The 25,018-nt window shown below is 36.6% G+C and carries 22 protein-coding genes and 3 pseudogenes; 15 read left to right on the top strand and 10 right to left on the bottom strand.

From position 1 onward, the window contains the following. Window positions 1–20 precede the first annotated feature (20 nt). The 7 genes and pseudogenes from nusA (at window position 21) to L3V46_RS19975 (ending at window position 8,108) form a co-directional block, all read left to right on the top strand. A complete protein-coding gene (gene nusA / locus L3V46_RS20005) occupies window positions 21–1,505 on the top strand; it encodes a transcription termination factor NusA (RefSeq protein ID WP_004718337.1) in 1,485 nt (494 codons plus the stop codon). Window positions 1,506–1,515: 10 nt separating this feature from the next. Further along, window positions 1,516–4,224, top strand: coding sequence for a translation initiation factor IF-2 (infB, locus tag L3V46_RS20000; protein ID WP_004718332.1), 2,709 nt, complete (start codon window positions 1,516–1,518; stop codon window positions 4,222–4,224). Further along, complete coding sequence (locus L3V46_RS19995) at window positions 4,224–4,619, top strand: ribosome-binding factor A (protein WP_004718330.1); 396 nt, start codon at window positions 4,224–4,226, stop codon at window positions 4,617–4,619. The genes infB and L3V46_RS19995 overlap by 1 nt, the downstream gene beginning before the upstream one ends. Window positions 4,620–4,936: 317 nt before the next feature. Then, window positions 4,937–5,527, top strand: a complete 591-nt coding sequence (locus L3V46_RS19990; RefSeq protein ID WP_004718326.1) for a LemA family protein — start codon at window positions 4,937–4,939, stop codon at window positions 5,525–5,527. A gap of 82 nt (window positions 5,528–5,609) precedes the next feature. Then, a complete protein-coding gene (locus L3V46_RS19985; protein WP_239046591.1) occupies window positions 5,610–6,728 on the top strand; it encodes a TPM domain-containing protein in 1,119 nt (372 codons plus the stop codon). Continuing rightward, entirely contained in the window at window positions 6,722–7,288 is a 567-nt protein-coding gene (locus tag L3V46_RS19980; protein ID WP_239046590.1) for a TPM domain-containing protein, read from the top strand. Before L3V46_RS19985 ends, L3V46_RS19980 begins: the two co-directional genes overlap by 7 nt. A gap of 304 nt (window positions 7,289–7,592) precedes the next feature. Then, a pseudogene (locus L3V46_RS19975) lies at window positions 7,593–8,108 on the top strand (hypothetical protein). 17 nt (window positions 8,109–8,125) lie between these two features. On the opposite strand, the pseudogene L3V46_RS19970 reads toward L3V46_RS19975, so the two are convergent. Beyond that, window positions 8,126–8,747 (bottom strand): annotated as a pseudogene (locus L3V46_RS19970) (HAD family hydrolase). A 225-nt stretch (window positions 8,748–8,972) separates the two neighbouring features. On the opposite strand from L3V46_RS19970, the gene L3V46_RS19965 reads away from it, so the two are divergent. The 3 genes and pseudogenes from L3V46_RS19965 (at window position 8,973) to L3V46_RS19955 (ending at window position 10,824) form a co-directional block, all read left to right on the top strand. Beyond that, the gene (locus L3V46_RS19965) at window positions 8,973–9,236 is read left to right on the top strand and encodes a hypothetical protein (protein ID WP_239046589.1); all 264 of its coding nucleotides are present in this window, start codon (window positions 8,973–8,975) and stop codon (window positions 9,234–9,236) included. Between the two features lie 135 nt (window positions 9,237–9,371). Continuing rightward, window positions 9,372–9,738: pseudogene (locus L3V46_RS19960) on the top strand (hypothetical protein). Window positions 9,739–10,377: 639 nt separating this feature from the next. Next, window positions 10,378–10,824, top strand: coding sequence for a pilin (locus tag L3V46_RS19955; RefSeq protein WP_275424527.1), 447 nt, complete (start codon window positions 10,378–10,380; stop codon window positions 10,822–10,824). On the opposite strand, the gene L3V46_RS19950 is transcribed toward L3V46_RS19955, so the two are convergent. The 3 genes from L3V46_RS19950 to L3V46_RS19940 form a co-directional block, all read right to left on the bottom strand. Then, the gene (locus L3V46_RS19950) at window positions 10,825–12,276 is read right to left on the bottom strand and encodes a phosphoethanolamine transferase (protein WP_239046588.1); all 1,452 of its coding nucleotides are present in this window, start codon (window positions 12,274–12,276) and stop codon (window positions 10,825–10,827) included. Continuing rightward, window positions 12,266–13,099, bottom strand: coding sequence for a sulfatase-like hydrolase/transferase (locus tag L3V46_RS19945; protein ID WP_239046587.1), 834 nt, complete (start codon window positions 13,097–13,099; stop codon window positions 12,266–12,268). Before L3V46_RS19945 ends, L3V46_RS19950 begins: the two co-directional genes overlap by 11 nt. Before the next feature lie 605 nt (window positions 13,100–13,704). Beyond that, window positions 13,705–14,157, bottom strand: a complete 453-nt coding sequence (locus L3V46_RS19940) for a pilin (protein ID WP_239046586.1) — start codon at window positions 14,155–14,157, stop codon at window positions 13,705–13,707. Between the two features lie 536 nt (window positions 14,158–14,693). Between L3V46_RS19940 and L3V46_RS19935 the strand changes: the two genes are divergently transcribed. Then, window positions 14,694–16,343, top strand: coding sequence for an O-antigen ligase family protein (locus tag L3V46_RS19935; protein ID WP_239046585.1), 1,650 nt, complete (start codon window positions 14,694–14,696; stop codon window positions 16,341–16,343). A gap of 372 nt (window positions 16,344–16,715) precedes the next feature. Here the strand turns inward: L3V46_RS19935 and bfr are convergent, their stop codons facing one another. From bfr to gmk, 6 genes are all read right to left on the bottom strand, one after another. Then, a complete protein-coding gene (bfr, locus tag L3V46_RS19930) occupies window positions 16,716–17,180 on the bottom strand; it encodes a bacterioferritin (RefSeq protein WP_004818630.1) in 465 nt (154 codons plus the stop codon). Window positions 17,181–17,497: 317 nt separating this feature from the next. Then, a complete protein-coding gene (locus L3V46_RS19925; protein WP_004718308.1) occupies window positions 17,498–17,692 on the bottom strand; it encodes a bacterioferritin-associated ferredoxin in 195 nt (64 codons plus the stop codon). 187 nt (window positions 17,693–17,879) lie between these two features. Beyond that, on the bottom strand, window positions 17,880–18,263 hold the full coding sequence (locus L3V46_RS19920) for a RidA family protein (RefSeq protein ID WP_004718306.1): 384 nt from the start codon (window positions 18,261–18,263) through the stop codon (window positions 17,880–17,882). A gap of 93 nt (window positions 18,264–18,356) precedes the next feature. Next, window positions 18,357–20,468 carry an HD domain-containing protein gene (locus L3V46_RS19915; RefSeq protein ID WP_056516659.1) on the bottom strand — a complete coding sequence of 704 codons (2,112 nt, stop codon included), beginning with the start codon at window positions 20,466–20,468 and terminating at the stop codon, window positions 18,357–18,359. Window positions 20,469–20,680: 212 nt separating this feature from the next. After that, window positions 20,681–20,962, bottom strand: a complete 282-nt coding sequence (rpoZ, locus tag L3V46_RS19910) for a DNA-directed RNA polymerase subunit omega (protein ID WP_004718302.1) — start codon at window positions 20,960–20,962, stop codon at window positions 20,681–20,683. Between the two features lie 121 nt (window positions 20,963–21,083). Beyond that, window positions 21,084–21,704, bottom strand: coding sequence for a guanylate kinase (gmk, locus tag L3V46_RS19905; RefSeq protein WP_034617459.1), 621 nt, complete (start codon window positions 21,702–21,704; stop codon window positions 21,084–21,086). A gap of 134 nt (window positions 21,705–21,838) precedes the next feature. Here gmk and ispH point away from each other — a divergent pair, with 134 nt between their 5' ends. From ispH to L3V46_RS19885, 4 genes are all read left to right on the top strand, one after another. Beyond that, window positions 21,839–22,789, top strand: coding sequence for a 4-hydroxy-3-methylbut-2-enyl diphosphate reductase (gene ispH, locus L3V46_RS19900; RefSeq protein ID WP_096732771.1), 951 nt, complete (start codon window positions 21,839–21,841; stop codon window positions 22,787–22,789). A gap of 141 nt (window positions 22,790–22,930) precedes the next feature. Next, on the top strand, window positions 22,931–23,479 hold the full coding sequence (locus L3V46_RS19895; protein ID WP_239046584.1) for a prepilin-type N-terminal cleavage/methylation domain-containing protein: 549 nt from the start codon (window positions 22,931–22,933) through the stop codon (window positions 23,477–23,479). Next, on the top strand, window positions 23,476–23,997 hold the full coding sequence (gene pilV / locus L3V46_RS19890) for a type IV pilus modification protein PilV (RefSeq protein ID WP_239046583.1): 522 nt from the start codon (window positions 23,476–23,478) through the stop codon (window positions 23,995–23,997). The genes L3V46_RS19895 and pilV overlap by 4 nt, the downstream gene beginning before the upstream one ends. 1 nt (window position 23,998) lies before the next feature. Further along, entirely contained in the window at window positions 23,999–25,012 is a 1,014-nt protein-coding gene (locus tag L3V46_RS19885) for a PilW family protein (protein WP_239046582.1), read from the top strand. Window positions 25,013–25,018 lie beyond the last annotated feature (6 nt).

Raw genomic sequence — 25,018 nt, 5'->3', positions numbered from 1 at the left:
TCTGAATAAATAGGTGACTTATGGCTCGTGAAATTCTCACCGTCGTTGAAACGGTTAGTAATGAGAAAGGTGTAAGTCGTGAAGCAATTTTTGAAGCGCTTGAACAGGCTTTAGTTGCAGCGACGAAAAAGAAATTCTACGAAGGAACGAATTCGGAAGAAGCTCAGTTACGTGTAGAAATTGACCGTAAAACAGGTGATTACAGCACTTTCCGTCAATGGGAAGTTGTTGCTGATGAAGATCATGAAATGCCAGCATGTCAAGATGCGATTTCTGATGTTGATCCTGCTCAATGGTCAATTGGTGATATCCGTGAGTTAGAAGTACCATCAATTGATTTTGGTCGTATTGCCGCGCAGATTGCTAAACAAGTCATTGTGCAAAAAATTCGCGAAGCTGAACGTGCTTTAGTGGCGGATGCTTATGAAGCTAAAGTCGGTGAATTGATCTATGGTGAAGTGAAAAAACAAACCAAAGATGGCTTCATCATTGACTTGGGTGATAATGCAGAAGCGTATTTAGCGCGTGAAGAAATGATTCCTAAAGAAATTCTGCGCCCTAAACAGCGTATGAATGCAATTCTTTACAATGTGAACCGTGAAGGTCGTGGTGCACAGCTCTTGTTGTCACGTGCTAAACCTGAAATGCTGATTGCATTAATGAAAAAAGAAATTCCTGAAATTTCTGAAGAAATCATTGAAATTAAAGCAGCAGCGCGTCAACCAGGTGTACGTGCAAAAATTGCGGTTAAAACCAACGATCATCGTATTGATCCAGTCGGTGCATGTATTGGTATGCGTGGTACACGTATCCAAGCGGTACAGTCTGAGTTAAATGGTGAACGTATTGATGTTGTGGTGTGGTCTGATGATCCTGCTCAATATATCGCCAGTGCTTTAGAGCCTGCGGATGTATCTGGGATTGTGATTGATGAAGATGCGCGTACAGCTGACATTATTTTTGCAACCAGCGATCAACTTGCGCGAGCAATTGGTTCACAAGGTCAAAACGTCCGTTTAGCATCAGAGCTTACGGGCTATAAATTAGATATGATGCTTGAAGATGAGTACCGTGCTCGTCAACAAAATGAAGCTCAACAGTATTTAGACATGTTTGTAACACGTCTTGATATTGAAGAAGATCTTGCAATGGCTTTAGTAGAAATGGGCTTTACCTCACTTGAGGAAATCGCTTATGTACCTGCGGAAACTTTCGATGAAATCGAATTAGATGCAGATACAGTTGAATTGCTACAAAGTCGTGCAAAAGAAGCAGCTTTAGCTGATGCGTTAAAGCAACAAGAAGATATTCAGGACCCAAGTCCAGAACTTGTTGCGATGGAAGGAATGACTTCTGAAATTGCGCATGCTTTAGCGGCACGTGGTGTGGTAACAATCGATGACTTAGCTGACCAAGCAACGGATGATATTTCTGATATCGACGGTTTAGGCGCTGAGAAAGCAGGTCAATTGATTATGAAAGCACGTGAATCATGGTTTAACTAGGAGGTAATACATGACGGATAAGTCAATTCAAGAGTTAGCGGTCAGCGTAGGACTTCCTGTTGCAAAGCTCCTTGATCAGGTGCGTGAAGCTGGATTGCCACAAAAACAGGCTGAAGATAAAATTTCTACTGAACAGCAAGATGTTCTCGTGAACCATTTGAAAAAAGCGCATGGTCAAGATACGGGACAAGCAGGACAAATCACGTTGAAACGTAAAACGACAAGTACAGCTAAAGTTGCGAGTACTTCAGGTAAAGCGAAGACAATTAACGTAGAAGTTCGTAAGAAACATACGTTTACTAAGCCAGACCCTGAACAAATCAAAGCAGAAGCTTTGGCGAAAGCTCAAGCAAATGCTCAAGTGACGTCAACTCAAAAAGTACAGCAAAATACTGTAGTGAGTGGAGTTGAAAAAACTGAAAGTTCAGCGAAAGCGAATTTAGAAAAAATGCGTGCTGCTGCAAAACAGCAAACTGCTGCGAAAGAAACACCAAAAGCAGCTGTTGTTGTAAAGCGTAAATCGACCAATAAGCCGATTACCAAAGCAACCGTAAAAACCATTGAAACTCCTGAGCAGAAACGTGCACGTGAAGCTCAAGCAGCACAACTGAAAGCGACAGAAGAAGCAGCTCGTCGTAAGTCAGCAGAAGAAGCTCAACAACGTACCCTTGAGCAAATGCGTCAAATGGCGTCTAAGTATTCTTCTGATGAAACAACGACAACGATTCGTGTCGTTGATGATTCACCGTTGGCTGCTGGTTTGGTTGGTCAAGCATATGAAGATTCATTTGCAAAAGAAGACCGTGAAATCAAACGTGGTACCAATACTGCAAATACACGTTCTCCTAAAAAAGGTGGTCGTCGTGGTCAGGAAGAGCAATCTTTCAGCCATAACCCGCATAAACGTGGTTTAAAAACCAGTCAAGCCAATAAACATGGTTTTGAAAAACCAGTCAAAAAGCAAGTTTATGACGTTGAAATTGGTGAAACCATTGTTGTTGCAGATCTTGCAGCAAAAATGGCAGTTAAAGTTCGTGAAGTGATTAAATCACTCATGAAAATGGGTGAGCTTGTTACTCAGAACCAAGCCATTGAGCAAGAAATTGCAGCATTGATTGTTGAAGAAATGGGTCACAACCCAGTACGTGTATCTGATACACAAGCTGAAGATAACCTACTTGAAGCAGCAGAAGAAGCGCGTGGTGCACAAACAACACGTGCGCCAGTTGTAACGATCATGGGTCACGTTGACCATGGTAAGACATCGTTACTTGATCGTATTCGTCGTGCCAAAGTTGCACAAGGCGAAGCGGGCGGGATTACACAGCATATTGGTGCTTATCACGTTAAAACGGATAAAGGAATTATTACTTTCCTTGATACGCCTGGACATGCTGCATTTACTGCAATGCGTTCACGTGGTGCCAAAGCGACTGATATCGTGGTACTTGTTGTTGCAGCGGATGATGGTGTAATGCCACAAACTGCGGAAGCAATTGACCATGCGCGTGCTGCGGGTACTCCAATTATTGTTGCAATCAATAAAATGGATAAAGAATCAGCTGATCCAGATCGCGTGTTGAATGAATTGACAACCAAAGAAATCGTGCCTGAACAATGGGGTGGTGATGTACCAGTTGCAATGGTTTCAGCACACTCGGGTCAAGGTATCGACGAACTTCTAGATTTGATTTCAATTCAAGCTGAAATGTTAGAGTTGAAAGCGTCTGAAGAAGGTGCTGCTCAAGGTGTTGTAATTGAAGCACGTGTAGACAATAGCCGTGGTGCGGTAACGTCTATTCTGGTTCAAAACGGTACCTTGAAAGTAGGTGACTTGGTTCTTGCTGGTGCATCTTACGGCCGTGTTCGTGCGATGACCGATGAGAATGGTCAACGTATTCAATCTGCAGGTCCTTCAATTCCAGTTGAAATTTTAGGTCTTCCAGAAGCGCCAATGGCAGGTGATGAAGTTCTTGTTGTTAATGATGAGAAAAAAGCACGTGAAGTTGCCGATGCACGTATGGATCGTGAGCGTCAAAAACGTCTTGAACGTCAAAGCGCAATGCGTCTTGAGAACATCATGGCATCAATGGGCAAGAAAGATGTGCCGATTGTAAATGTTGTTCTTAAAACTGATGTACGTGGTACCTTGGAAGCGCTACATGTTGCACTTGCTGATCTTGCAACTGATGAAGTTAAAGTACGTGTCATTGGTTCAGGCGTGGGTGCAATCACTGAGTCTGATGTGACCCTTGCTGAATCTTCAGAAGCGGTACTTCTTGGCTTTAACGTGCGTGCAGACAATACCGCGCGTCAAAAAGCAGATGCAGATGGTATCGACATTCGTTACTACTCAATCATCTATCAACTTATTGATGATGTGAAAGCAGCAATGAGCGGAAAACTTGCTCCTGAACACCGTGAAACAATTCTGGGTGTTGCAGAAGTTCGTGAAGTATTCCATTCAAGTAAGTTTGGTGCTGCTGCGGGTTGTATGGTACTTGAAGGTGTATTACATCGTAATAAACCAATCCGTGTATTACGTGATGATGTTGTGGTATTCCAAGGTGAGCTTGAATCTCTTCGTCGCTATAAAGAAGTGGTTGAAGAAGTTCGTGCCGGTATGGAATGTGGTCTTGCAGTGAAAGGTTATAAAGACATCAAAGCACTTGATAAAATCGAAGTGTATGATGTTCAGTTGATTAAACGGAGTCTTTAATGGCGGGTAGTCAACGTCTTAAGCGTATGGCAGATACAGTACAACGTGAGTTGTCAGAACTGATTCGCCAAGAGCTGAAAGATCCACGCTTAGGTGGTCTGGTGACCATCTCTGCGGTGAAAGTTAGTCCAGATCTAGGTTATGCGGAAGTTTACGTTACCGTGATGGGGCGTGAACTTGGCGATGAGCAAAGTGAAGCGGCAAATAAAGAAACGTTAGATGTTTTAAACAAAGCATCTGGTTTTTTACGCCACGAATTAGGTCGTCGTATTAAAACGCGTGTAACACCGCGTTTGCGCTTTCATTATGATAAAACCAATGCCTATGGTAATTATATGTTTGGTCTAATCGCAGAAGCAGTGAAAGATTTACCTGAGCAAAAAGACGAAGAATAAAAGTAATTGAAATAAGAAGCCACCTTAGGGTGGCTTTTTTATGTCTTTTTTATGCTGAATTATAACTTGACGGATGATACGGTAGAACTGCTGTATCGGCTATCACAATCCGAAATTAATTGAAGCACGTTTAGATTATTTTCAACAATCCAAATGGTTTCGCTTTAAGGCATTTTTTGTCAATATCTATCAAACATTCAAAAATCTAATTGTTTGATCATTGGCTAGGTAGCAGAAATTAAACAAAACTTTGCCTTAAACTGTATAGAATGCAGAGATATCAACAAATACAAATAAATATCTCTGAGGAATTGGCAATGAATTCAATGAAAAAAGGTTTGGTTGCACTTACATTGGCAAGTACTTTGGCTTTTTCAGGTTGTGGCTATAACACTTTACAAGCCAAAGATGAGTCGGTAAATGCAGCATGGTCTGAAGTTGAAAACCAATATCAACGTCGCGCAGATTTGGTACCTAACCTAGTCAATGTCGTCAAAGGTTATGCAACCCATGAAGAAAAAGTTTTAACTGAAGTGACTGAGGCACGTGCCAATGTTGCAGGTTTAAAAGTAGATAAAGAAGTATTGAACGATCCTGAATTGTTTAAAAAATATCAAGAAGCACAATCACAAATGACAGGTGCATTATCTCGACTGTTAGCGGTGACAGAAAATTATCCAGATTTAAAAGCCAATGAACAATTCCGTGATTTACAGGTTCAATTGGAAGGTACGGAAAACCGTATCAGTACTGCGCGTACACGTTATGTAGAATCTGTCCAAGATTACAATACTTATGTACGTCAATTCCCTCAAGCAATGACCGCTAAAGTGATTGGTATGAAAGCCAAACCAAACTTTAGTGCTGAAGCGGGTGCATCTAAAGCGCCAACAGTTAATTTTAATTAATGATGTGATTTCATTTCACTGTCTTTAAAGCATGCTGAAAAAGATAGGCTAAGAATATTCATTGTTAAATAAAAGGTGACCTATGATTGAATGGCGAGAAAAATCAGTAATAAAAAACATGAGTACAATATTATTTGTATTTTTGGGACTGATGCTTTCTGTTCAATCGAGTGTCTGGGCTGAAACTGCGACAGCCACAGATGAGCAAGCGGCACAAGATGCGATTGTTTTGGGCAAAGTGGTACCCAATGCCAATTTACCCAATGTGATTGGTTCAAAACCACCAGATACTCAAAACCAAACGACAACTACACAACAAGTACCTCAAAGTCCCGTACAAAACGTACCCCCAGTCGCCAATGATATGGCAGAGGGTGAAACTACTCGAAATATTCCCACACTGAATCAGCCTGTCGTTGATCAAGCTAAGGTTTTATCTGCAGCTGAAAAGCAAAATTTAGAACGACAAATTCGTGATATATATCGCCAAGGCAAATCGCAAATCGGCATTATTATTGTCCCAACCACGGGGCAAGAAGGTATTTTTGATTTCGCAATGCGTGTTGCTGAGCAATGGAAGTTAGGTTCAGCAAAACAAGACAATGGTTTATTGATTGCAGTCGCAGTTAATGATCAAAAAATTCATATTGCAACAGGTTATGGTTTAGAAGGTGTACTTCCTGACATTATGGTCAGTCGAATTATACGCAATCAAATTACACCCGATTTTAAACAAGGACAATATGCTCAGGGCTTACAGGCAGGTGTCAATGAGATTGAGCGTATTTTAAATCTTGACCCTGAAATTGCCAAACAAGCCGCAGATGAGCTAAAAGCGCGGCAAACTCAAGCATTGCAAGAACAAGAGGCCAAGGATCGAACCTTAACCACTGCGATGGTGATTTTGGTGATTGGTATCTTTGCATCATTTATTGTCGGTAATCGTTTAAGTGCAGCAGTTGCGGGTGTGACAGCAACCGCTGCAGGTCTTATTTATGGTTCAGGGATTGTGATGAGTCTGGTTTTGGGTTTTGGTATATTCTTTTTGTTGATTACCTCACTGGCTCAACTGATTTTCCAAATGTTTTTATCTGGTGGTGGGCGTGGTGGAAGCAGTGGAGGGGGTGGTTTCGGTGGTGGTGGGGGTTATAGTGGCGGCGGTGGCGGTTTTGGCGGTGGAGGAGCATCAGGGTCATGGTAACAAAAACAGATACAACAGCAATTGTGACTGAACCGAAGTTACAGGAACAGGTACAACCCAGCTTAAAACGTTGGTTAAAACACGTTTTATATATGCCTGCATCGAAACGTTATTTTTCAAAGCAAGATCAACAAGTCATTGCACAAACTGTGACGCAAGCCGAAGAAGGTCATGTCGGCGAAATACAAGTGGTGATTGAGGGGCATATTCCAAGTCATCAGGCGTATCACCAAAATACTCGTTTAAGAGCACAACAATTGTTCGCTGAATTGGGCGTGTGGGATACTGAGTATAATAGTGGTGTGTTACTGTATTTAAACTTGTGTGAAAAGACAGTCGAAATTGTGATAGATCGTGGTATCCATCAAGTAACAACCCAACAAATATGGCAACAGATTTGCGATGTGATGATTTTAGAGTTAAAAAATAAAAATTATCGAACTGCTGTCATCAATGGTGTCTTAGAGATTGGTCAAATTTTAAATTTATTTTACGGTAACCAATATAGTCAGGTTGCTAATGTTAATGAGTTAACTAATAATCCAATCATTGTGAATTAATCTGGTTTTGGTGACAATAAATGTCACTTTTTTACGTATAATTACGTAAAAATATAAGCGGCAAAAAAAACTTGTAAAGCGTTAAATTCTCTCTAAAATCAAAGAGTCTCGATTGGTTGTTGATTTTTTCCACAAAAAAAACAGCCACATAAATTGCTCTAAAAGCTATAAAAATTTTTAAAACATTGGAGAAATGTAATGAAAGCTCAAAAAGGTTTTACCTTGCTTTATACTCCATAAGTGTTCATATAAAATGAACAATCCATAAGTAAGTCAATATAGACATAAAAATAATAAATTTGATATAAAGAATAAATATTAACTTTTTCTTCTCTCTGTTTTTACTCATACTCAAGAACTAGACTTAATTCAATATTTAGATATTTCATCAACTCCTCAAATTGTTTCGAATCAAAAAATCCAAACAAAACTTCAAATATTGTTAAAGCATGATCATCTAAAATTTCAATCTAATTTCGAAAACTACTCAGCGCTCTATTTACTGAAAATACATGAGGCTTTGTATTATGAAGGTTGATCTGGAACCAGTTTAGATACTTTATCAGCGATTGTTTTTAAAGATGGGCGATTGTTTGCTGCAATTTATTTTACCAAAACTAAGACGTTAAAATACTTTAGCAATGATGCGTGCTGCTCAGAACAGTTACATCCTGCGATTCAAGTTTTTGCTCAGCAGCGTGAAATTCAAAGTATTGTGTTTGCAACAGCTAGAGTAGATACAACTTTAAAATATAATCTTGGTTTGCTTTCTCAATGTGAGGCTTACATAGAAAAGATAAAGAGGGGGGAGTTAATGTGAATTCTTGAAATAATTAATTACCGAATGATATCGACTAAAACATCTGCTAACTTTTGACCATTCTTACGATCAATTAAATGTGCTGACATACCAAATTTATTTGGACCAATATAATCAGCTAAAGGTGTATCTCCGATAAACAAAACATCTTTGGCATGACATTCTAATTTATCAATTAAATATTGATAAATTTGTAACTCTAGTTTAACTGCTACAACTTCATAACTCCAAGCATAGGCATTAAGAGGAGGTAACAATGAAGAAACAACTTTTCCATATGGCATGGCTAAATTTGAGCATAATGCCAATTTAAACCCTAATTTTTTAATTCTTCCAAGGTTGATAGCGTATTTTCATACAGAATAATAGATCGTAATTCTTCGTCTAAATCACGCTCAAGCTCTTGGATAAATTGGTCTGGAATATTTGCTCCTAGTAATGTTATAAGTTCTGTAAAATTTAAACTGTGGGACATAATATATTTGACGTCATCAGGTCTAGGTTTTCGCCCATTCTCCTCAAGTCATTTCATTAAGTTTCTATATGGGGTAGGTTTTCCTCTATATTTACGAGTGTGCTAAATACATCAAAAATTATGATTGATGGCTCAATATGGACTGCTTTTATAGATGATTTCATATTTTATAACCATTTAAATTAAGTTTTACTTCTACTTAAGATTACCATAAATGCATTGCTATAAAAATTTAAGGGAGATATTGCATAACTGAAGCGATGACTCTGTATTACAGAGACAATGCGGGATTTGCACCGAATATTTTAGTGAGTAATAGTCAAAAGGAATTTATTCAAGAGCTAGAATATTAGCTACTGGTGCATTCTTATGTGTAGTTTGATGAAGGTGTGATTAATAGCTCAAGTAAGCTACTTGGTGGTGCGGGAACCTATTTGCAGTTGCAAAAAGACCGTGAGCAATTGTTGAAGGTGTTCCCGAATTGTGAGGAAACGATTAAGTGCATGAAAAAAGGTGAGATTGCTTATAAACCTAGCCTCTTTGGTGCTTGTACTAGCCCTGATTCATGCGAAAAAATTTCATTTACTGCGATTACGAGTTGTCCGGGTTTTGCCCATGCAGTATTTGATGCTGGCAGTGCTGATAAGATGTAAAAACGGTTCAGCGACTACAATGAGACGTGATACACAAGTACAAGCCAGTTTACTGTACGGGCAAATGGGCAGTGACATTATGGCTTTAAACAAAATTATTCAAAAATTAAAATGATCAATATTGATGTTTAAAATATGAGCGCATTTCATGATTATTATACTGCTTTAGAGCGTCTAAAAGTCAATAAGCCAGCAATTCTTCCGAAAGGCTCTGCAATTAATAACGACAACGTAGCAATGGAAGCTGGACATGCGTGGTTCGATTAAGAATAGCAATCACGCTGCATTAATTGATGCAATTGAGCTAGCTGCTCAGGCAGTGGGGCAAAATGTAATTTCGACGGCACAACAGATTGAACAAGCTAAAAGTAAAACTTAAGCTATGAAAAGTGATTATGAGCAGCTTAAAGAAAATTATGAAAAATTGTTAGAAAAGAGTAATCTGCTGTTGCTGGAAAATTTTGAGTTGAGGCAAAAAATAGACTTTTATGATAAAAAATGAGAAAAGGCTCCGATCCTAGAAAAAATTCTATTCTCCCAAATCACTTACTTTCTTTATTCTTTAATACGAGATCAATTTCATTTAACTGTTGATATAAATTTTACTGTCTTAAATCAAGATTAAAAATCTTCCTGAATTTTTTTAATCTCTTCTTTTATCAAATCATCTGCTTGTTTTAGAACTAAACTGCCCTGAACAAACTTATTTGCTTTTTTTAATAGCTCAAGTATGCCTTTACTGTCAAAAAAGTTGTCTTTTTGTAAGTTTGCAGTTATCAATTTTTTATGTATTTTTGATTTTGAAATTAATAATTATTATAAATCATAGTTTTGATAAATCCTTAAATTTTTCTCCTATATTTTATACAAAAGTATATTACCAATAAACTTAATGGTTGCCTTATATTTTAACTCATTAACAATAAAAAAGAAAAACTAACAAGAATTGTCATATTTTCTACTTTCTTATTCTTAAGTTTACAAAATTTGATGATGTTCTAGAATATATACTAACTTAAGTTGTCAGCAACATTGATGTAAAATATCTTATTTTCAAAGCTTCACCATATTTTATTGGTGAGTAAATTCATATCAGTATTCTTTTGGAATAATCACCCAAAATTTATGTTTGGAAATCATTATGCAGAAAGGATTTACACTGATAGAGTTAATGATCGTAGTGGTAATAATCGGTATTTTGGCATCTATAGCTATTCCTGCTTATCAGGATTATATTGCAAGAGCACAGGTGTCTGAAGCTTTAATTCTATCATCGAAATATAAAATTGCTATTAGTCAAACATATAGTCAAAGTAGCGCTTGCCCAAATTTAGCAGAATTAGGGTTATCTTCTCAAACCGATAAAGGTGGAAATTTTGTAAATTCAGTCAATACAACCACTTTCACAGGCTCTATTTGTGCTATTGAGTTGACTTTTAACAGTTCAGGGGTATCCACAGGACTTAAAGGTAAACATCTAATTATCGCTTTGACTAGTTATACTGCAGATTTAGGAGCATCTAATTGGTCGTGTACATCTTCAGATATAGCTCAAAAATATTTACCTAAAGCATGTGTTGGAATTTAGCTATTCTGCATTTTTTATCGGTTGGGTTGGCAAATCCGTATATTTATTCAGACCATTAGCATATACTTTGATGGTATTTGGAGGGACACCATCATAAAAATTACCACTGCGAGGTCTATCACTTTCCACACAAATCCAATCCTCAAAAAAACTCATAAAATTATATGCAGATTGTGAAATATCAAGTTTGTGTGTTTTAGTGAAATCACTCGAGATTTCTACAAACGGTATATCAAAATTATCCTTTGTATCTTGTCCGTGTTTTAAGGTTTTTCGATTAAGCCCATGATCAGAAAAATATACTATGCTAAAGTTTATATTTTCTCTTTTTAACTTACTGTACACATTTTCTATTAAATGATCTGTTTGATAAATAGTTGCTAAATAATCACTTAACTCTTTATCTTGGAATGAAAACCTCTTTGCATTTATTGATAATCTTTCGTTAAAAATATAATGAGATCCTCGTAAATGTAATACAATCAATTTATCTTTATTCGAGTTATCATTCAAAGCATTATAAAAGTACTTTAATAACTCATGATCATTGTGACTATCATCATCTGGTTTTCCTTTATTTAAAAAATAAATAAAATTACTATTTAAGGCTATTTTTGTATTGCTACTATCATGAAAGCCGCTCACATTTTGATTAGATAACCAGTAAGTTTTTAATCCAGATTTTTTTGCTAAAGAAATTATATCATTATTACCAATTGCTATTGTTCGATGTATTGATAAAGTTGTGTATCCAGCTGCAGAGACATAGTTTTCAACATATTTTTTATTTACTCTATCGATAAATGGCGTTGTTTTTACAGGATAACCATATAAAGACATATAGTCTTTCGAAACACTTTCACCTATTATTAAAACATATACGGTATATGTTCTGCTAGTGTTTTTTATATTATAACTGTAGTTATATATATTTTTATTTTTTAAGAAATCTAGTAATCCATTAATAGATAATTCAAAGTCACTTAACGTTTTTAAGAAATTATCCGTAGAGTATATTTTTTCATTTTTATATAAATAGTTTGTGTATGCTATTGATACAGAGATAAAAAATAAAAATATAAAAATAATTTTTTTATTAAATATAATAAATTTTGGTAAAACTGCAGAATAAAGTAGAATAAAGCAGAATAAAGCAGATTTTTTGAATCCAAGAGTTTTGATGAATTCAATTGACTCAATTGTATTTGTTTCAAATATTGATATAATGATTCCATCATTAAATCCATCATAATTTAATAGTGTATTTTTTGATAAAAACAGAATTAGTATTATTGGGAATGAAATGAAATAATAAAATAATTTGCTAAAATAAATGCAAGAGATGAGTAAAAAAATAAAAATAAAATTTAATAGAAAGTGATCATATTGTAAACTAATAATTAAGCTTAAAATAACGACTAAAAAAAAAGAAATATATTGATTATTTAGCATTTTTTACTTTAAACCTAACCCAAGCTATATCAGAGCCTTTAAAGCTAAAAAAATTATCACTAAGATTAAAAATAGGTGGTGAATGGTCACCTGCTATATAAACTTCTAAGCCCTGCATGCTTGGGTCATCTATGAGTTTTGCTAAACTTTGAAAAAACTGATATTGCAACTCATAATTATGGCAAGTTTCACTATCCACTTTTACATTTAGTGCTCTACAATCCAATCCTTTTAAAAATAAGGTATCATCATATGGTGCATGAGTATTTAATGTCATCCAATATACAAAACTTTTATCCGATGATAGGAGTTGTTTTTTTATCTCAGGAAAAATTTTCACATCACAACGTCCAGAAAATGCCTTGCAGTTTCCTGAATTTGATAATTGTTCAAAAAAATATAAATGCTGGAATCCTGCTTTTGGATACCAACTTGAACGATCATATAATATGCTCATTGCTCCATGATTGGCAGAAGTTTTATAACCAAGATTTTTTAATTGATTGGGTAAGCAGTTTCTAAATTCATTTACTGGTAAGTCTCTAAGATTAAAATTGATTGGTTGTTTTTTGCAAAGTTCTCTAAGTTCACCGGCTACAGTTGCTCCAATAAAATTAAATGAACCTTGTCGAATAAATTCAAGTTTATCTATTTTTTGGTAAATTGGTTCGAGTATTTTTTGTTGATGTTCAGGTTTAGTGGTTTCTCCCCACGACTCATTCACTATAAGTAAGATTCTCTTAGGTAAAGGGTGATGTCCCTTAATCTGCTCAAATAAAGGTTTCGTTGAATTCTCGTAGGGTGATGGTTGCAATTTTTTCATATCCCCCCGATTGCTTGAATAAAACTCGATTGTCTAAATTTAATAAAAAATAAAAGTTGGCTACCTATCCATTCACGTTCTATATGGTTATATGGTCGATCTTGTTCTAAGGGATGAATTAAATGTTTAGTAAATAATATTAAAATAATTAAGAAAATAATTAAAAAAAATCAATTTAAACTTATACTGATAACTTTCAAAAAATAATCACGAATTACAAAAAAAACTATCAAAAATACCATTACAGTTAAAAGTAATAGTGTGCGATATTGCACTGGTCCATTAAAAATAAAACTACTTAGGTAGAATAAATCTGTCAGACGTACAAATGGAAAGACCTGTAAAACCTGTAATAATAAATCGACTAAATATATAAATAAAAGAGATATAAATAATAAAATAGAACGAATTTGAGAGGGAGGAGGTAAAAAGAATCCTAATAAAAATAAGTAATCTAAGTTGACTATCGGTCTGCCTAGACCAAAATAAAACATTACAATGATAAAAAATAAGTTACAAAATACAAAATAACCAACTAATTTTATCATCTATATGTACCCTAAAAGAAAAGAGAGCCGAAGCTCTCTTTAGATTAAATATTGAAATTATACACCAGTACAAACTTTTGGTAGATATTTTTGAGCTGCACTAGAAGTACATTTCCAATCAACAGAACCGCCTGCAGCTGACGTTACTAATTCAAGTGTCAAAGTTGAGCCTTGGATTCCTGTTGAAACACCTGTTGAAGCCATTGTAGCTTTAATCGTACAACCGCCTGTAGCAGCGGAAGTACCAGCAGTCTCAACTTTAGCAACATATTTGCCTTTAATTGTTGATGCTGCTGCGATACCAGCTGTACCATTTGTTGGACAAGAGGCATCTTGAGAGTAGGTTTCAGCTACAGTAGTTTTTAAACCTGATGTTAAGCTTAAAGCTTCAGACATTTGCGAACGTGCAATATAATCTTGGTAAGCAGGAATAGCAATCGCAGCTAAAATACCGATAATAGCAACAACAATCATTAACTCGATAAGCGTAAAGCCTTTTTGAGCATTCATAACTTTTCTCCAATGTTTTAAAAATTTTTATAGCTTTATTAAGCAATTTTATGTAGCTATTGAATATCAAAAAAATCAATGGCTATCAGACACAATTAGATTCTAGTAGGAATGTAATGTTTTACAAGATTTTTATTTTTATCTATTTTTTATGTGTAATCTTGTGTAAAAAAGTGACAATTAATGTCAGTTTAATTTCCATTTGCTCGAAATAAGAAAATATTTTTTTCAGTAAGTGACTAAACTTACTTAAAAACAAATGTATTATTTATTTGTTATTGATACTGTTAGAAAGTATTGGTTCATTGAAGTATGGAGTGTATGGGAAAAGATATCTAAGGGATATTTTTCACATTGCTCTCTATTCTTCTGATTATACAGTATGTATAACATTATGATTTCATGCACTGTGAATTTTCTCCTTGAGTAATAGTCGACATATCATCTTTTAAAAGTTGATGCTAAGCATGGAAATAACTATATAGATATAAAGAACTGCGCTTATAATAGGCTCAGTTTTTCTTTTCACTTTTCCTATGCAAGCCATTCCTTATCTTCTTTCAGCCGTATTGCTTTTACTTGCGTGGCTTTTACCTATTCATAAAATGCCTTGGACAACCTTTGGTAGTGAAGCACTTACTTTTCTATCGGCTTTGGTGCTACTTAGTGCTTTTCTAAATAAAGATTTAAAAATTCCAAAACCGCAATTGCTTATATTGCCTGTATTGGCAATTCCATTGATTCAATGGGGCTTTGGCGAGATTTTGTATTTAAGCAATGCATTGCTTTGTACCGCCTATATTGCGATGTTTTGGTTGATGCCAATTGTTGGTTATAACTTGGCAGTAGGTGAAAAGGGTCAAAGAGAACAAGTCTTTAAAGTATTTAGCCTTGTGGTTTTTACGGGTGCGATGCTTTCAAGTTTTATTGCAATGACCCAGTGGTTAGGCGTAAACGAATATTTCAGACCATTGGTGAATCTGCTAAATGGCAATCGTCCCTATGCAAACTTTGCCCAGCCGAATAATCTGGCGACGTTTATGTGTATGGGGGTATTTGCATGTTTATATTTTTATGAAAAGAAAATACTGCCAAATTATATACTTGGCTCATCAACTTTTATTTTTTTATTGACCATTGCATTAACCCAATCTCGTACGGCTTGGGTGGTGTGTTTGTTCACACTGATTTATTTGACGATCAAGCAATTCGGTCAAACTAAACGCTTTGGGTTTATCAAATTACTCGCATGGTCTGGTGTGTTTATTGCGTTGATTACATGCTTGCCGATGCTGAATCAGTGGATTGCCTCTGTATCAACCCAAGATGTAGTACAAGCAAATTCAGTGGTCGAGAGAGCAACATCAGGCTATCTACGGTTAGATATGTGGAATCAAGCCTTAGTCGCGATTTTAGAAAAGCCATGGGTTGGTTATGGCTGGAATCAAACGGGGATGGCACAAATCGCCGCTTTTGATTTATACCCATCACATGAATGGTATAAAACCGCACATAATGTGATTTTGGATTTGCTGATTTGGAATGGTATTCCGATTGGTGGATTGATTATTGTTTATGTCGCATGTTGGTTGTACTGGTTAAATAAAGGCATTAAAGATGCAGTTTCAATCGCAGCGGGATTGATGGTTTGCGCCATTTTGATTCATGCTTTATTAGAATACCCAATTCACTATGCATATTTCTTACTTCCTTTAGGTTTTTTATTGGGTATCATCCAAGCACAATATCCTCGTTTGCCTACAGTGAACTTAAAGTCTTCGGTTACAGTAAGTATTATTGTGATTGGTTTGGTCTTGGTGGGGGTAATTTATCGAGACTATATTTTATATCGTCAACAAAGCGTATTTGTGAATAAGAAAACACCGTTAAGCGCATCACAGCAAGCAGTGATGAATCAGGATATTTTGTTACTGACGCAATTTAAAGAACGTGTCTGGTGGATTGACCTAAATCCATATAGCAAAATGTCGGATCAGCAGTTGCAATATATGGGGCGTATGGTGGCGAACTTAGCTTCTGCATATGATATTCAGAAATATGCACAAGTTTTGGCTTTTAATGGAAAAAAAGTTGAAGCTGAACATCAGTTATGGATTCTGAAGACACTGCATGGGCAAGAGAAATCATATCAGGATCTATTACCTGTATCTGCTGTAGGGAAATAAAATTCTTTTTTACTTTTTGCATTGTTGAATCATAGATGGTTATTCTATCGTGGGGCGACATGGATGTCGCCGTTGGGCGGGGGTACAGGACGTACCTCTCGCCTAAAAGAAGATTTTTGTTACTTTTGATCTTTCAAAAGTAAGACATCGCCTACGCAAAGCTATTTAAACTTTGAATGTAAGGTATGGCAGTGAAGCTTTATATGTTCAACCATGCTTAATGGACCAATACAAGTGATTTGATTCAGGTCATTGATCCAAAATGAAACTTATATTTTGGTGTATGCGCTTTTTGATAAGTTGACTATCGTATTTTGTATTTGAAATAAAAAATCCCCAAGTTAATTGGGGATTTTTTGTGATCTTTCAAAATTATAGTTGGCTTTGAATATAATTTTCGATACCAACACTTTCGCTTAAATCAAGTTGGGTGGTTGTCCAATCCCAAAACTCTTCCTCTTTCTCAAGAATTTCTTGAACCAGATCACGAGTCACATAATCTAAGTTGCTTTCAGCGAGTGCAACTGCTGTTTTTAATGCATCAATGTTTTCTTTTACTTTGCGTACATCACAGTTTAAAACTTCAACTGTATGCTGGCCAATGTATAGCTTGCCTAAATGTTGAAGGTTCGGTAAACCTTCCAAGAAAAGAATACGTTCAATGATCTTATCCGCATGCTTCATTTGGCGAATAGATTCTTTGTATTCAGCCGAACCAAGTTTCTCGATTCCCCAATCATTAAACATACGCGAGTGTAAAAAGTATTGGTTAATCGCAGTCAAATGATGATAAAGCACTTGATTGAGCTGATTAATTACGTCTCGATTGCCTTGCATATGGTTAAAACTCCATTCTAATTTTTTACCTTAACGTGAATTTAAACTGAGTCATTGAAATTTAATGATTAAGGTAATTTGATATGGCTCTATATTAATCAACTTTTTGCAGGGTTACGAGTAGTTTATGGAACGGCAAATGAAAATCGCAATCAAAAACAATAGGGATGTCGTTTTGGCTAAAAGAGATTGATTAAAAAACGAACCCGCTTTGAGTCGAAGCGGGGGAGGAGAATGATCTGGGGATCATTAAAAAACTTATTTATTGTCGTTATAAATCTGAACTTATTTTTATGTTTGAATTTTTTAAATCAAAACTACGCGGCAACAGAAATACGTGCTGCAATCAGCGATAGCTCTTCATTGATAATGCTTTTTGCTTCAGGAGCACAGCGACCACAGCACGTGCCTAAGTCTAATAATTCACGTACTTCACGGTAGCTCTCTGCACCATTTGCCATTGCATCTTTGATATCTTGATCTGTAATACCACGACATAAACAAACGTACATGAAACTCAACCCTAAGGTTAAATGCGATATCTAATATTATTGATAATTGTTATCATTTGTCAATGAAATTCATTTGAAATCTCATTAACCTTTATTGGCTTTTTGAATAAAAAAATACCACCTGATCGGTAGTATTTAATCTTATTTTTTAAATTATTTAAAATCAAATAATTAGTTCTGGCTGCTATTATTGAGGAATAATCACAATACCATCCATTTCAACCAATGCATTTTTAGGTAAAGAGGCAACACCTAATGCTGCACGTGCAGGATAAGGTTGAGCAAAGTATTCGCCCATGATCTGGTTGACCAATTGAAAGTTGGATAAATCGGTAAGAAAAATATTGAGCTTTGCAATATCTGCTAAAGAACCGCCTGCAGCTTCACAGACTGCTTTTAAATTATCAAAAACACGTCGAATTTGTGCTTCAATGCCTTCAACCAATTCCATGCTATATGGATCTAAGCCAATTTGCCCTGAAAGATATAATGTGTTGTCTACTAAAATGGCTTGTGAATAAGTACCAATTGCAGCAGGGGCATTTTCAGTATGGATCACTTGGCGGGACATTGATTTCTCCTTGATTTCAAATCATTTCATCATAAAGCATGAATGGCATGCAAAGTGCATCGAAGATTATCGATAAACATTACAGATCTTAATTTAGCACGCTTTTGCTTTTAGCGTTTCATTAATTGAAACTGGCATAGACATTCGACTAATACGAGGAAAACCAAATTGCATACGTAATTCGCGAATGATTTGCGCAATTTGTTTACGATTATTCACCACGATATTCACATAGGTTTTATCTTCATGAGAGCGTACTGATTCAACCCCAGTTTTTGCTTTACGACATAAGTAAATCAATTCTGAAATTTGTTCATCGGTTAAAATAAGATCAATACTCAAATAAGCATTAAAGTTCACATCTTCTTCTTCTTCCGATGTCCACTGTAAAGACATGATATTTTCAGGATGTAAATGTTGTTCGTGCAATAAGTTATGACAGCGTGCACGATGCACAATTAAACCACGACGGGATAAATGTCCTTGAATCGGATCTCCCAAGACTGGGTTACAACAGTGTGCATATTTTACATCAACACCATCTGTACCTTGGATGAGGCGGTTTGAAGCGTGTTCTTCATTGGCTTTAGAATGGGCAAATAAATGGTTGGCGACCAGTTGTGGTAGTAGATCACCTACTGCAATTTGCTCAAATAAGGTGTCTTTATCGGGTACATGGCGCCATTCTAATAAATCTTTCCAATCCGCTTCAGATAAGTCTTTGGTCGAGCGATTAAACAGTTTTAAAGCACGATTGAGCGCTTGTTGCCCCACTAGGCGTTGTTCATCTGGATCTTGATCTCGCAAGATATTTTGAATCGCACGGCGCGCTTTTTGGGTATTAATAAAGCTTAACCAGTCTGGGTTTGGTGTTGCCAATACATCGGTAATGACTTCAACCACCTGACCACTCACCAAAGGAGTTGAAAGTGGTTTAATTTCACCATTAATTTTGGCACCCACCGCATGGTTGCCTAAAAATAAACTCGCAGAATACGCAAAATCAACGGCTGTAGCACCTTGTGGTAATTCATGTAGCTGTCCATGTGGGGTGTAGACCCAGATCTTTTCTTGATGTAAATAATCAAGTAGATCACTAAATGTGGTTTTTGCACATTCACCACCGACAAGAAGATCTAAATTCTTCATTGATGCTTGAATCGCAGAGCGACAAGCTTGTGGCGCATTTTCACCGAGGACCACACCAAAGCGCGCAGCTTTACGCATCAACTCGGTTTGAATGGTTAAGGACAACGTGGTACGTTCACCTTTGAGTTTGATCATTAAAGACTGATTTCCGCCTGGTAATGGGCGACGGATATGGTCTTCATAGTCGATGACTTGGAAATTTTCACGTAAGGCATCCACCAAGCGATCACAATCCGCGATGCTTTGTAAAACAATTTCAAAAGCATGGCTATGGGTGAGCTCTTGTAAGTCGATTTCATTTTTTACAAAGTGGCGTAACAGTTCAATATTGTTGTTTTTCTTTTTGATGCGCCCTTGAATATTATAATTATTGAGCAACTCAGCTAAGTTTTGTTCCCAAACCGATTGATATTTACAGCGCTCAGGTTTGGTTTTGAGTAAATTTTCTTGTACATCATTGTACATATCGAGATCTAGGTTTTGATAGCACAGATGTTCTAAGTTATCCGCCATCTCGTTCATACCTACAAGCCGTGCCATAGGAACAAAGATATCAAAAGTTTCTTGTGCGATGCGTGCACGTTTATCTGGCCGTAAAGCACCTAGAGTCGTCATATTATGATAACGATCAGCGAGTTTGATAATAATGACACGGGGGTCTTGTAAGGTGGCTTGAAGAATTTTGCGGAAAGACGCAGCTTTATTATATTCTTTATCGCTGGAGTGACTGAGTTTGGTAACCCCATCAACCAATTCAGCCACGGTTTTACCAAATTTTTCAGTGATATCTTCTTTGGTAAAATCTGTATCTTCAATCACATCGTGTAATAAGGCTGCCATGAGCGTTTCGGCATCCATACGCATATGTGCCAAGATACAACTCACCGCAATCGGATGTAAAATATAGGGTTCACCACTTTTACGTGTAATACCATCATGCGCAATATCAGCATAATCACAAGCCACAAGTACTCGCTCGACATCACTTGGTTTTAAGTACGCGTCGATAATTACATTCAACTGTTGCTTGGATTGGCTGACCTGTTGGCCTGGCATAGAACACCTATCTTAAATTACAAATTTGAAATATTTTTCCTAATGCTTTAATGAAAAGCATATTGAGCCGCTTGTCAATTTCTAGACATCAAATATATCTATTTTTTTTAACAAATATTTTGAATTTTGTCGATTGATTGGCAAAACTTTTTGCAAAATAATTGAAATAAAAAAGCCTAGTTGAAAAACTAGGCTTTTTTCAAAGGCTTAGCTTATTGGAAAGAAAAACCTTCAAGATTAAGATTGTTTGCTGATAAAGCAAGGTCAAGACTAGACGTTTGGTAATCTTGATCACGTTGCTTCAAGATATCTTTAGTCACATGACCAATCGCAATTTCACGTAATGCAACAACAGTCGGCTTATCATTGTCCCACTCAACAGTCGGTTCAATGCCTTGACGTGCCAATTGACGCGCGCGTTTGCTTGCCACTAGTACAAGCTCAAAGCGGTTGTCCACATGGTCTAAACAATCTTCAACGGTTACGCGTGCCATAAGAATTCTCGTTTGAATACAAATTTTTTAAATAGACTGTGCAGTATAAAATGCTTTCATCATAGACTCAAGTTTTAATCGAAGCTTATTTAGAAAGCATTTAGATCATAAGTATTTAGATCTAAGATTGTGGTGTAATCAGTTTGGTAATTAAAGCCTGATGACGATTTGCCTGTTGATCTATTTTTAAGCGATTGGCATTAATAACAGATTCCAAATCATGTAACGCTTTATTGAAATCATCATTGATGATGATGTATTCAAAGTTGACATATTGTTGCATGTCTTCCACTGCACAACTTAAGCGATGTTCAATAACTTCAACAGAGTCTGTGCCACGATTTGAGAGACGTTGACGTAAATCAAACTGCGTTGGAGGAAGAATGAAAATTTGTTTAGATTCAGGAAAAAGTTTACGAACTTGCTCAGCACCTTGCCAATCGATCTCAAGTAGCACATCATGGCCTTTTGCCAATTGGTCTTTTACAGTTGCTTGCGCAGTACCATAATAATTACCAAAAACTTCTGCATACTCAATAAAACCACCTTGATTGACTTGATCAAGAAAGTTTTCTTTAGAGGTAAAATGATAATGAACACCGTCGAGTTCGCCAGGTCGCTGACCACGAGTCGTATGTGAAACTGAAACGTGTAAATTGCTCACACGCTCAAGTAGCGCTTTAACGAGAGATGTTTTGCCTGTTCCTGATGCCGCAGAAACGACAAACAATAGACCCGACATGATATTTTTCCTGATATGATAAAATATCTTCTCTATTTTAGAGTAGAGCGAAGACAAACAAAACTGTTTTTACACATTGTTTGTGTTTAATCGATAAAATATATCCAACCATTGAAGTGAGCATTGAGGGTTTTATGGAAATTGTATTGGCTAATCCGCGTGGATTTTGTGCAGGTGTAGATCGTGCAATTGCCATCGTCAATCGTGCGCTTGAATGTTTTAATCCACCTATTTATGTCCGTCATGAAGTGGTTCATAACAAATTTGTGGTTGATGATTTACGTCAGCGCGGTGCAATTTTTGTGGATGAGTTAGATGAAGTGCCTGACGATAATATTGTTATTTTTAGTGCACATGGCGTGTCAAAGGCGGTTCAACAAGAGGCAGAGCGTCGTGGTTTAAAAGTGTTTGATGCAACTTGCCCATTGGTTACCAAAGTACATATTGAGGTCACGAAATATGCACGTGAAGGAACCGAAGCAATTTTGATTGGCCATGAAGGGCACCCAGAAGTTGAAGGGACTATGGGGCAATATGATAAAAAGAATGGTGGTGAAATTTATCTGGTTGAAGATGAAGAAGATGTCGCTTCATTAACAGTACATCATCCTGAAAAAATAGCATTTGTGACCCAAACAACTTTATCTATAGATGATACGGCCAAAGTAATTGATGCTTTGCGAAATAAATTCCCTCAAATTCAAGGGCCTCGTAAAGATGATATTTGTTATGCCACGCAAAACCGCCAAGATGCTGTGCGAGATTTAGCCACACAATGTGATGTGGTGTTAGTGGTTGGCTCTCCAAACTCGTCGAATTCGAATCGTTTACGTGAGTTGGCTGAACGTATGGGGAAACATGCGTATCTGATCGATAATGCAGATGAGTTAAAGCAGGAGTGGTTTAACGTCAATCATAAGATCGGCGTTACAGCTGGGGCATCTGCACCTGAGATTTTAATTAAGCAAGTGATTCAACGGTTACAGGACTGGGGCGCGACAGCACCACAAGAGTTAAATGGTCGTGAGGAAAACATCACATTTAGTCTGCCAAAAGAGCTACGGATTCATGTAACGCAAGCTTAAATTTAAACTTTATTTTTTAAGCAGATAGCTGAGATTTCAGTTATCTGCTTTTTTATGCCTTTTATCCAACTTGTATTGGTTTTGTAAGTATTTAAGTTATGATTTTTAATAGGGTAGCGTTTTGTTGCAATGGGGGGAGCAATGCAAAAAAATCGAGGATTCACCTTAATTGAGTTGATGGTGACGATTGCTGTTTTGGCGGTTATTGCTTCTTTTGCTATACCTGCTTTTGGAAACTTGGTTGCACGTAAACAATTGGATACCATGGCTCGCGATTTGGCGCTGGTTTTTGGGGAAGCCAGAGGGCAAGCAATTTCACTTAGAAAGAATATAACAATTAAATTATCCTGTCCGATATCTAATGAAAAAATAGAATGTCCTCCTGATACAGCAACCACTCTGACATGGGTATCTAAAAAATCAGACGTCGTTTTAACAAGTGATCCCATAGATGTTGTTTTCTCGGGTATGGGGACTGCAAAGCAACGCACAAAAATGATTGATAACCCAAGTTATGATGAAAATACTGGAACCAATATGGATGTAGATCCACCAGTAAACCCAAAGAAAATAGAAGAAGTTATTCCACTTGAATTTACGCTATGTAATAGCAAAATTAAAGAAAGTCGCAAAATAACTATTGCCCAAAATGGGACAGTTGAAGGGATCTCGAAGGGGGCATGTGTATGAGTTATTCATCACAAAGAGGTATTGGGTTGGTCGAGGTGTTGGTCGCTCTCGTTATTTTAGCATTAGGTATATTGGGTTTTGCTGCTTTACAGCTAAGAGCTCTCGATGCTGCACAAGAAGCGACTGAACAAAATATTGCGATGAACACAGCACGTGATCTTGCAGAACGTATGAGGGTTAATCGTACTGCTTTGTCTGATTATAAAACTGCAATAAATAAAAAAACTACGACGGATACATGTGATGGTGTAACGGCTATTACTACACCTAAAAGCTTAGCAATTCCAAAATGCAATACTGCAAGTTTTGCTCTCCAAGATGGAGGAGAGGTGTTGGCCAAAGCAACTGAAAATGGGCAAACCATTATTGTGAATAAATGTGTAAAGAGTGAATTGAATTGTATATATGTAGCCTGGGGTAAAACGCAGATTACTGCAGATGATCTAAGTTCTTGTATTGATACAGCAACAGGAACCTATGTGGTTGATTCAAAGTGTTTAGTTTTGGAGGCATTTTAAAATGAGACTCAGGATTAAACAACAAGGTTTTACGCTATTAGAATTAATGATTTCATTAGTATTAGGCTTGCTTGTAAGTGCTATTGCATTACAACTTTTCTTTACCAGTCAAAAGAGTGCCACAGTACAGCAAGGTATGATGAATTTACAGAATTCCTCATTATTTGGGTTAGGAGGAATGATTGACTCTATTCGATTAGCAAATTTAAATTCATCTCAACCTTATATTGACGATAAAGTACTATATGGTGGCATTGTTTTGTCGGCAAATAATATCTCAAATAATCTGGGTAATGGGACTTCAAATTTTAAAATTGAGACAAATTTACTTACGCGTGGGGGAATTGGAGAATCAAATTTGGATGGTCAAAAAAGTGACCAACTGGTTATTCAATATCGTGTAAATACGGCAAATCAGTTTGATTGTGAAGGTAAAGAGTTAACGGCTATTGACTATGTTGTTGAACGATATTTTCTGCTTGAAGATAAGAATAAAAATGATCCAAACAAACCATTAGCATTGGCATGTAAAGCTGCTCGTTATACAGAGGCTACAGCAAAGACCAATACTTCACTTCCAGAACTTGCAGGGGATGAAGAAAATAAAGGTGCAATCGTTATTCCTCGAGTCGATCATTTTAGTGTGAGGTTGGGTGTGGCATACGATGGTGCAAACTCTGATTGCACGGGTATAACTCAAACAATAAAAGACAAAGATGGTAAAGATGTTAAATCAAATACTAAGCCTGATTCTCAGCTTGATTGTTTTAGTTATATGAACATTGAAGATTATCGAGCACTTACTGGTGAAAAGCCACAAATTGTTTCTGTACAGCTTGGGTTATTGGTTCGTTCAACAGATACGACGGGAAATAATAAGTTCTTCGACCTAGACCATCCGTATCATATTTTAAATGTAAATGGAAAATTGACTAAAAATGATCGTAATTCATTGTATTTACGTAGTGTCGTCACACAAACGATAGCACTAAGAAATGGCTTTGGCGTTGAGTGAGGGCAG

This window comes from Acinetobacter sp. AG3, assembly GCF_022343575.1.
GTDB classification, from domain to species: Bacteria; Pseudomonadota; Gammaproteobacteria; order Pseudomonadales; family Moraxellaceae; genus Acinetobacter; species Acinetobacter guillouiae.
The sequence above is the reverse complement of the archived record's forward strand: the minus strand, read 5'-3'. Positions and strand labels throughout refer to the sequence as shown.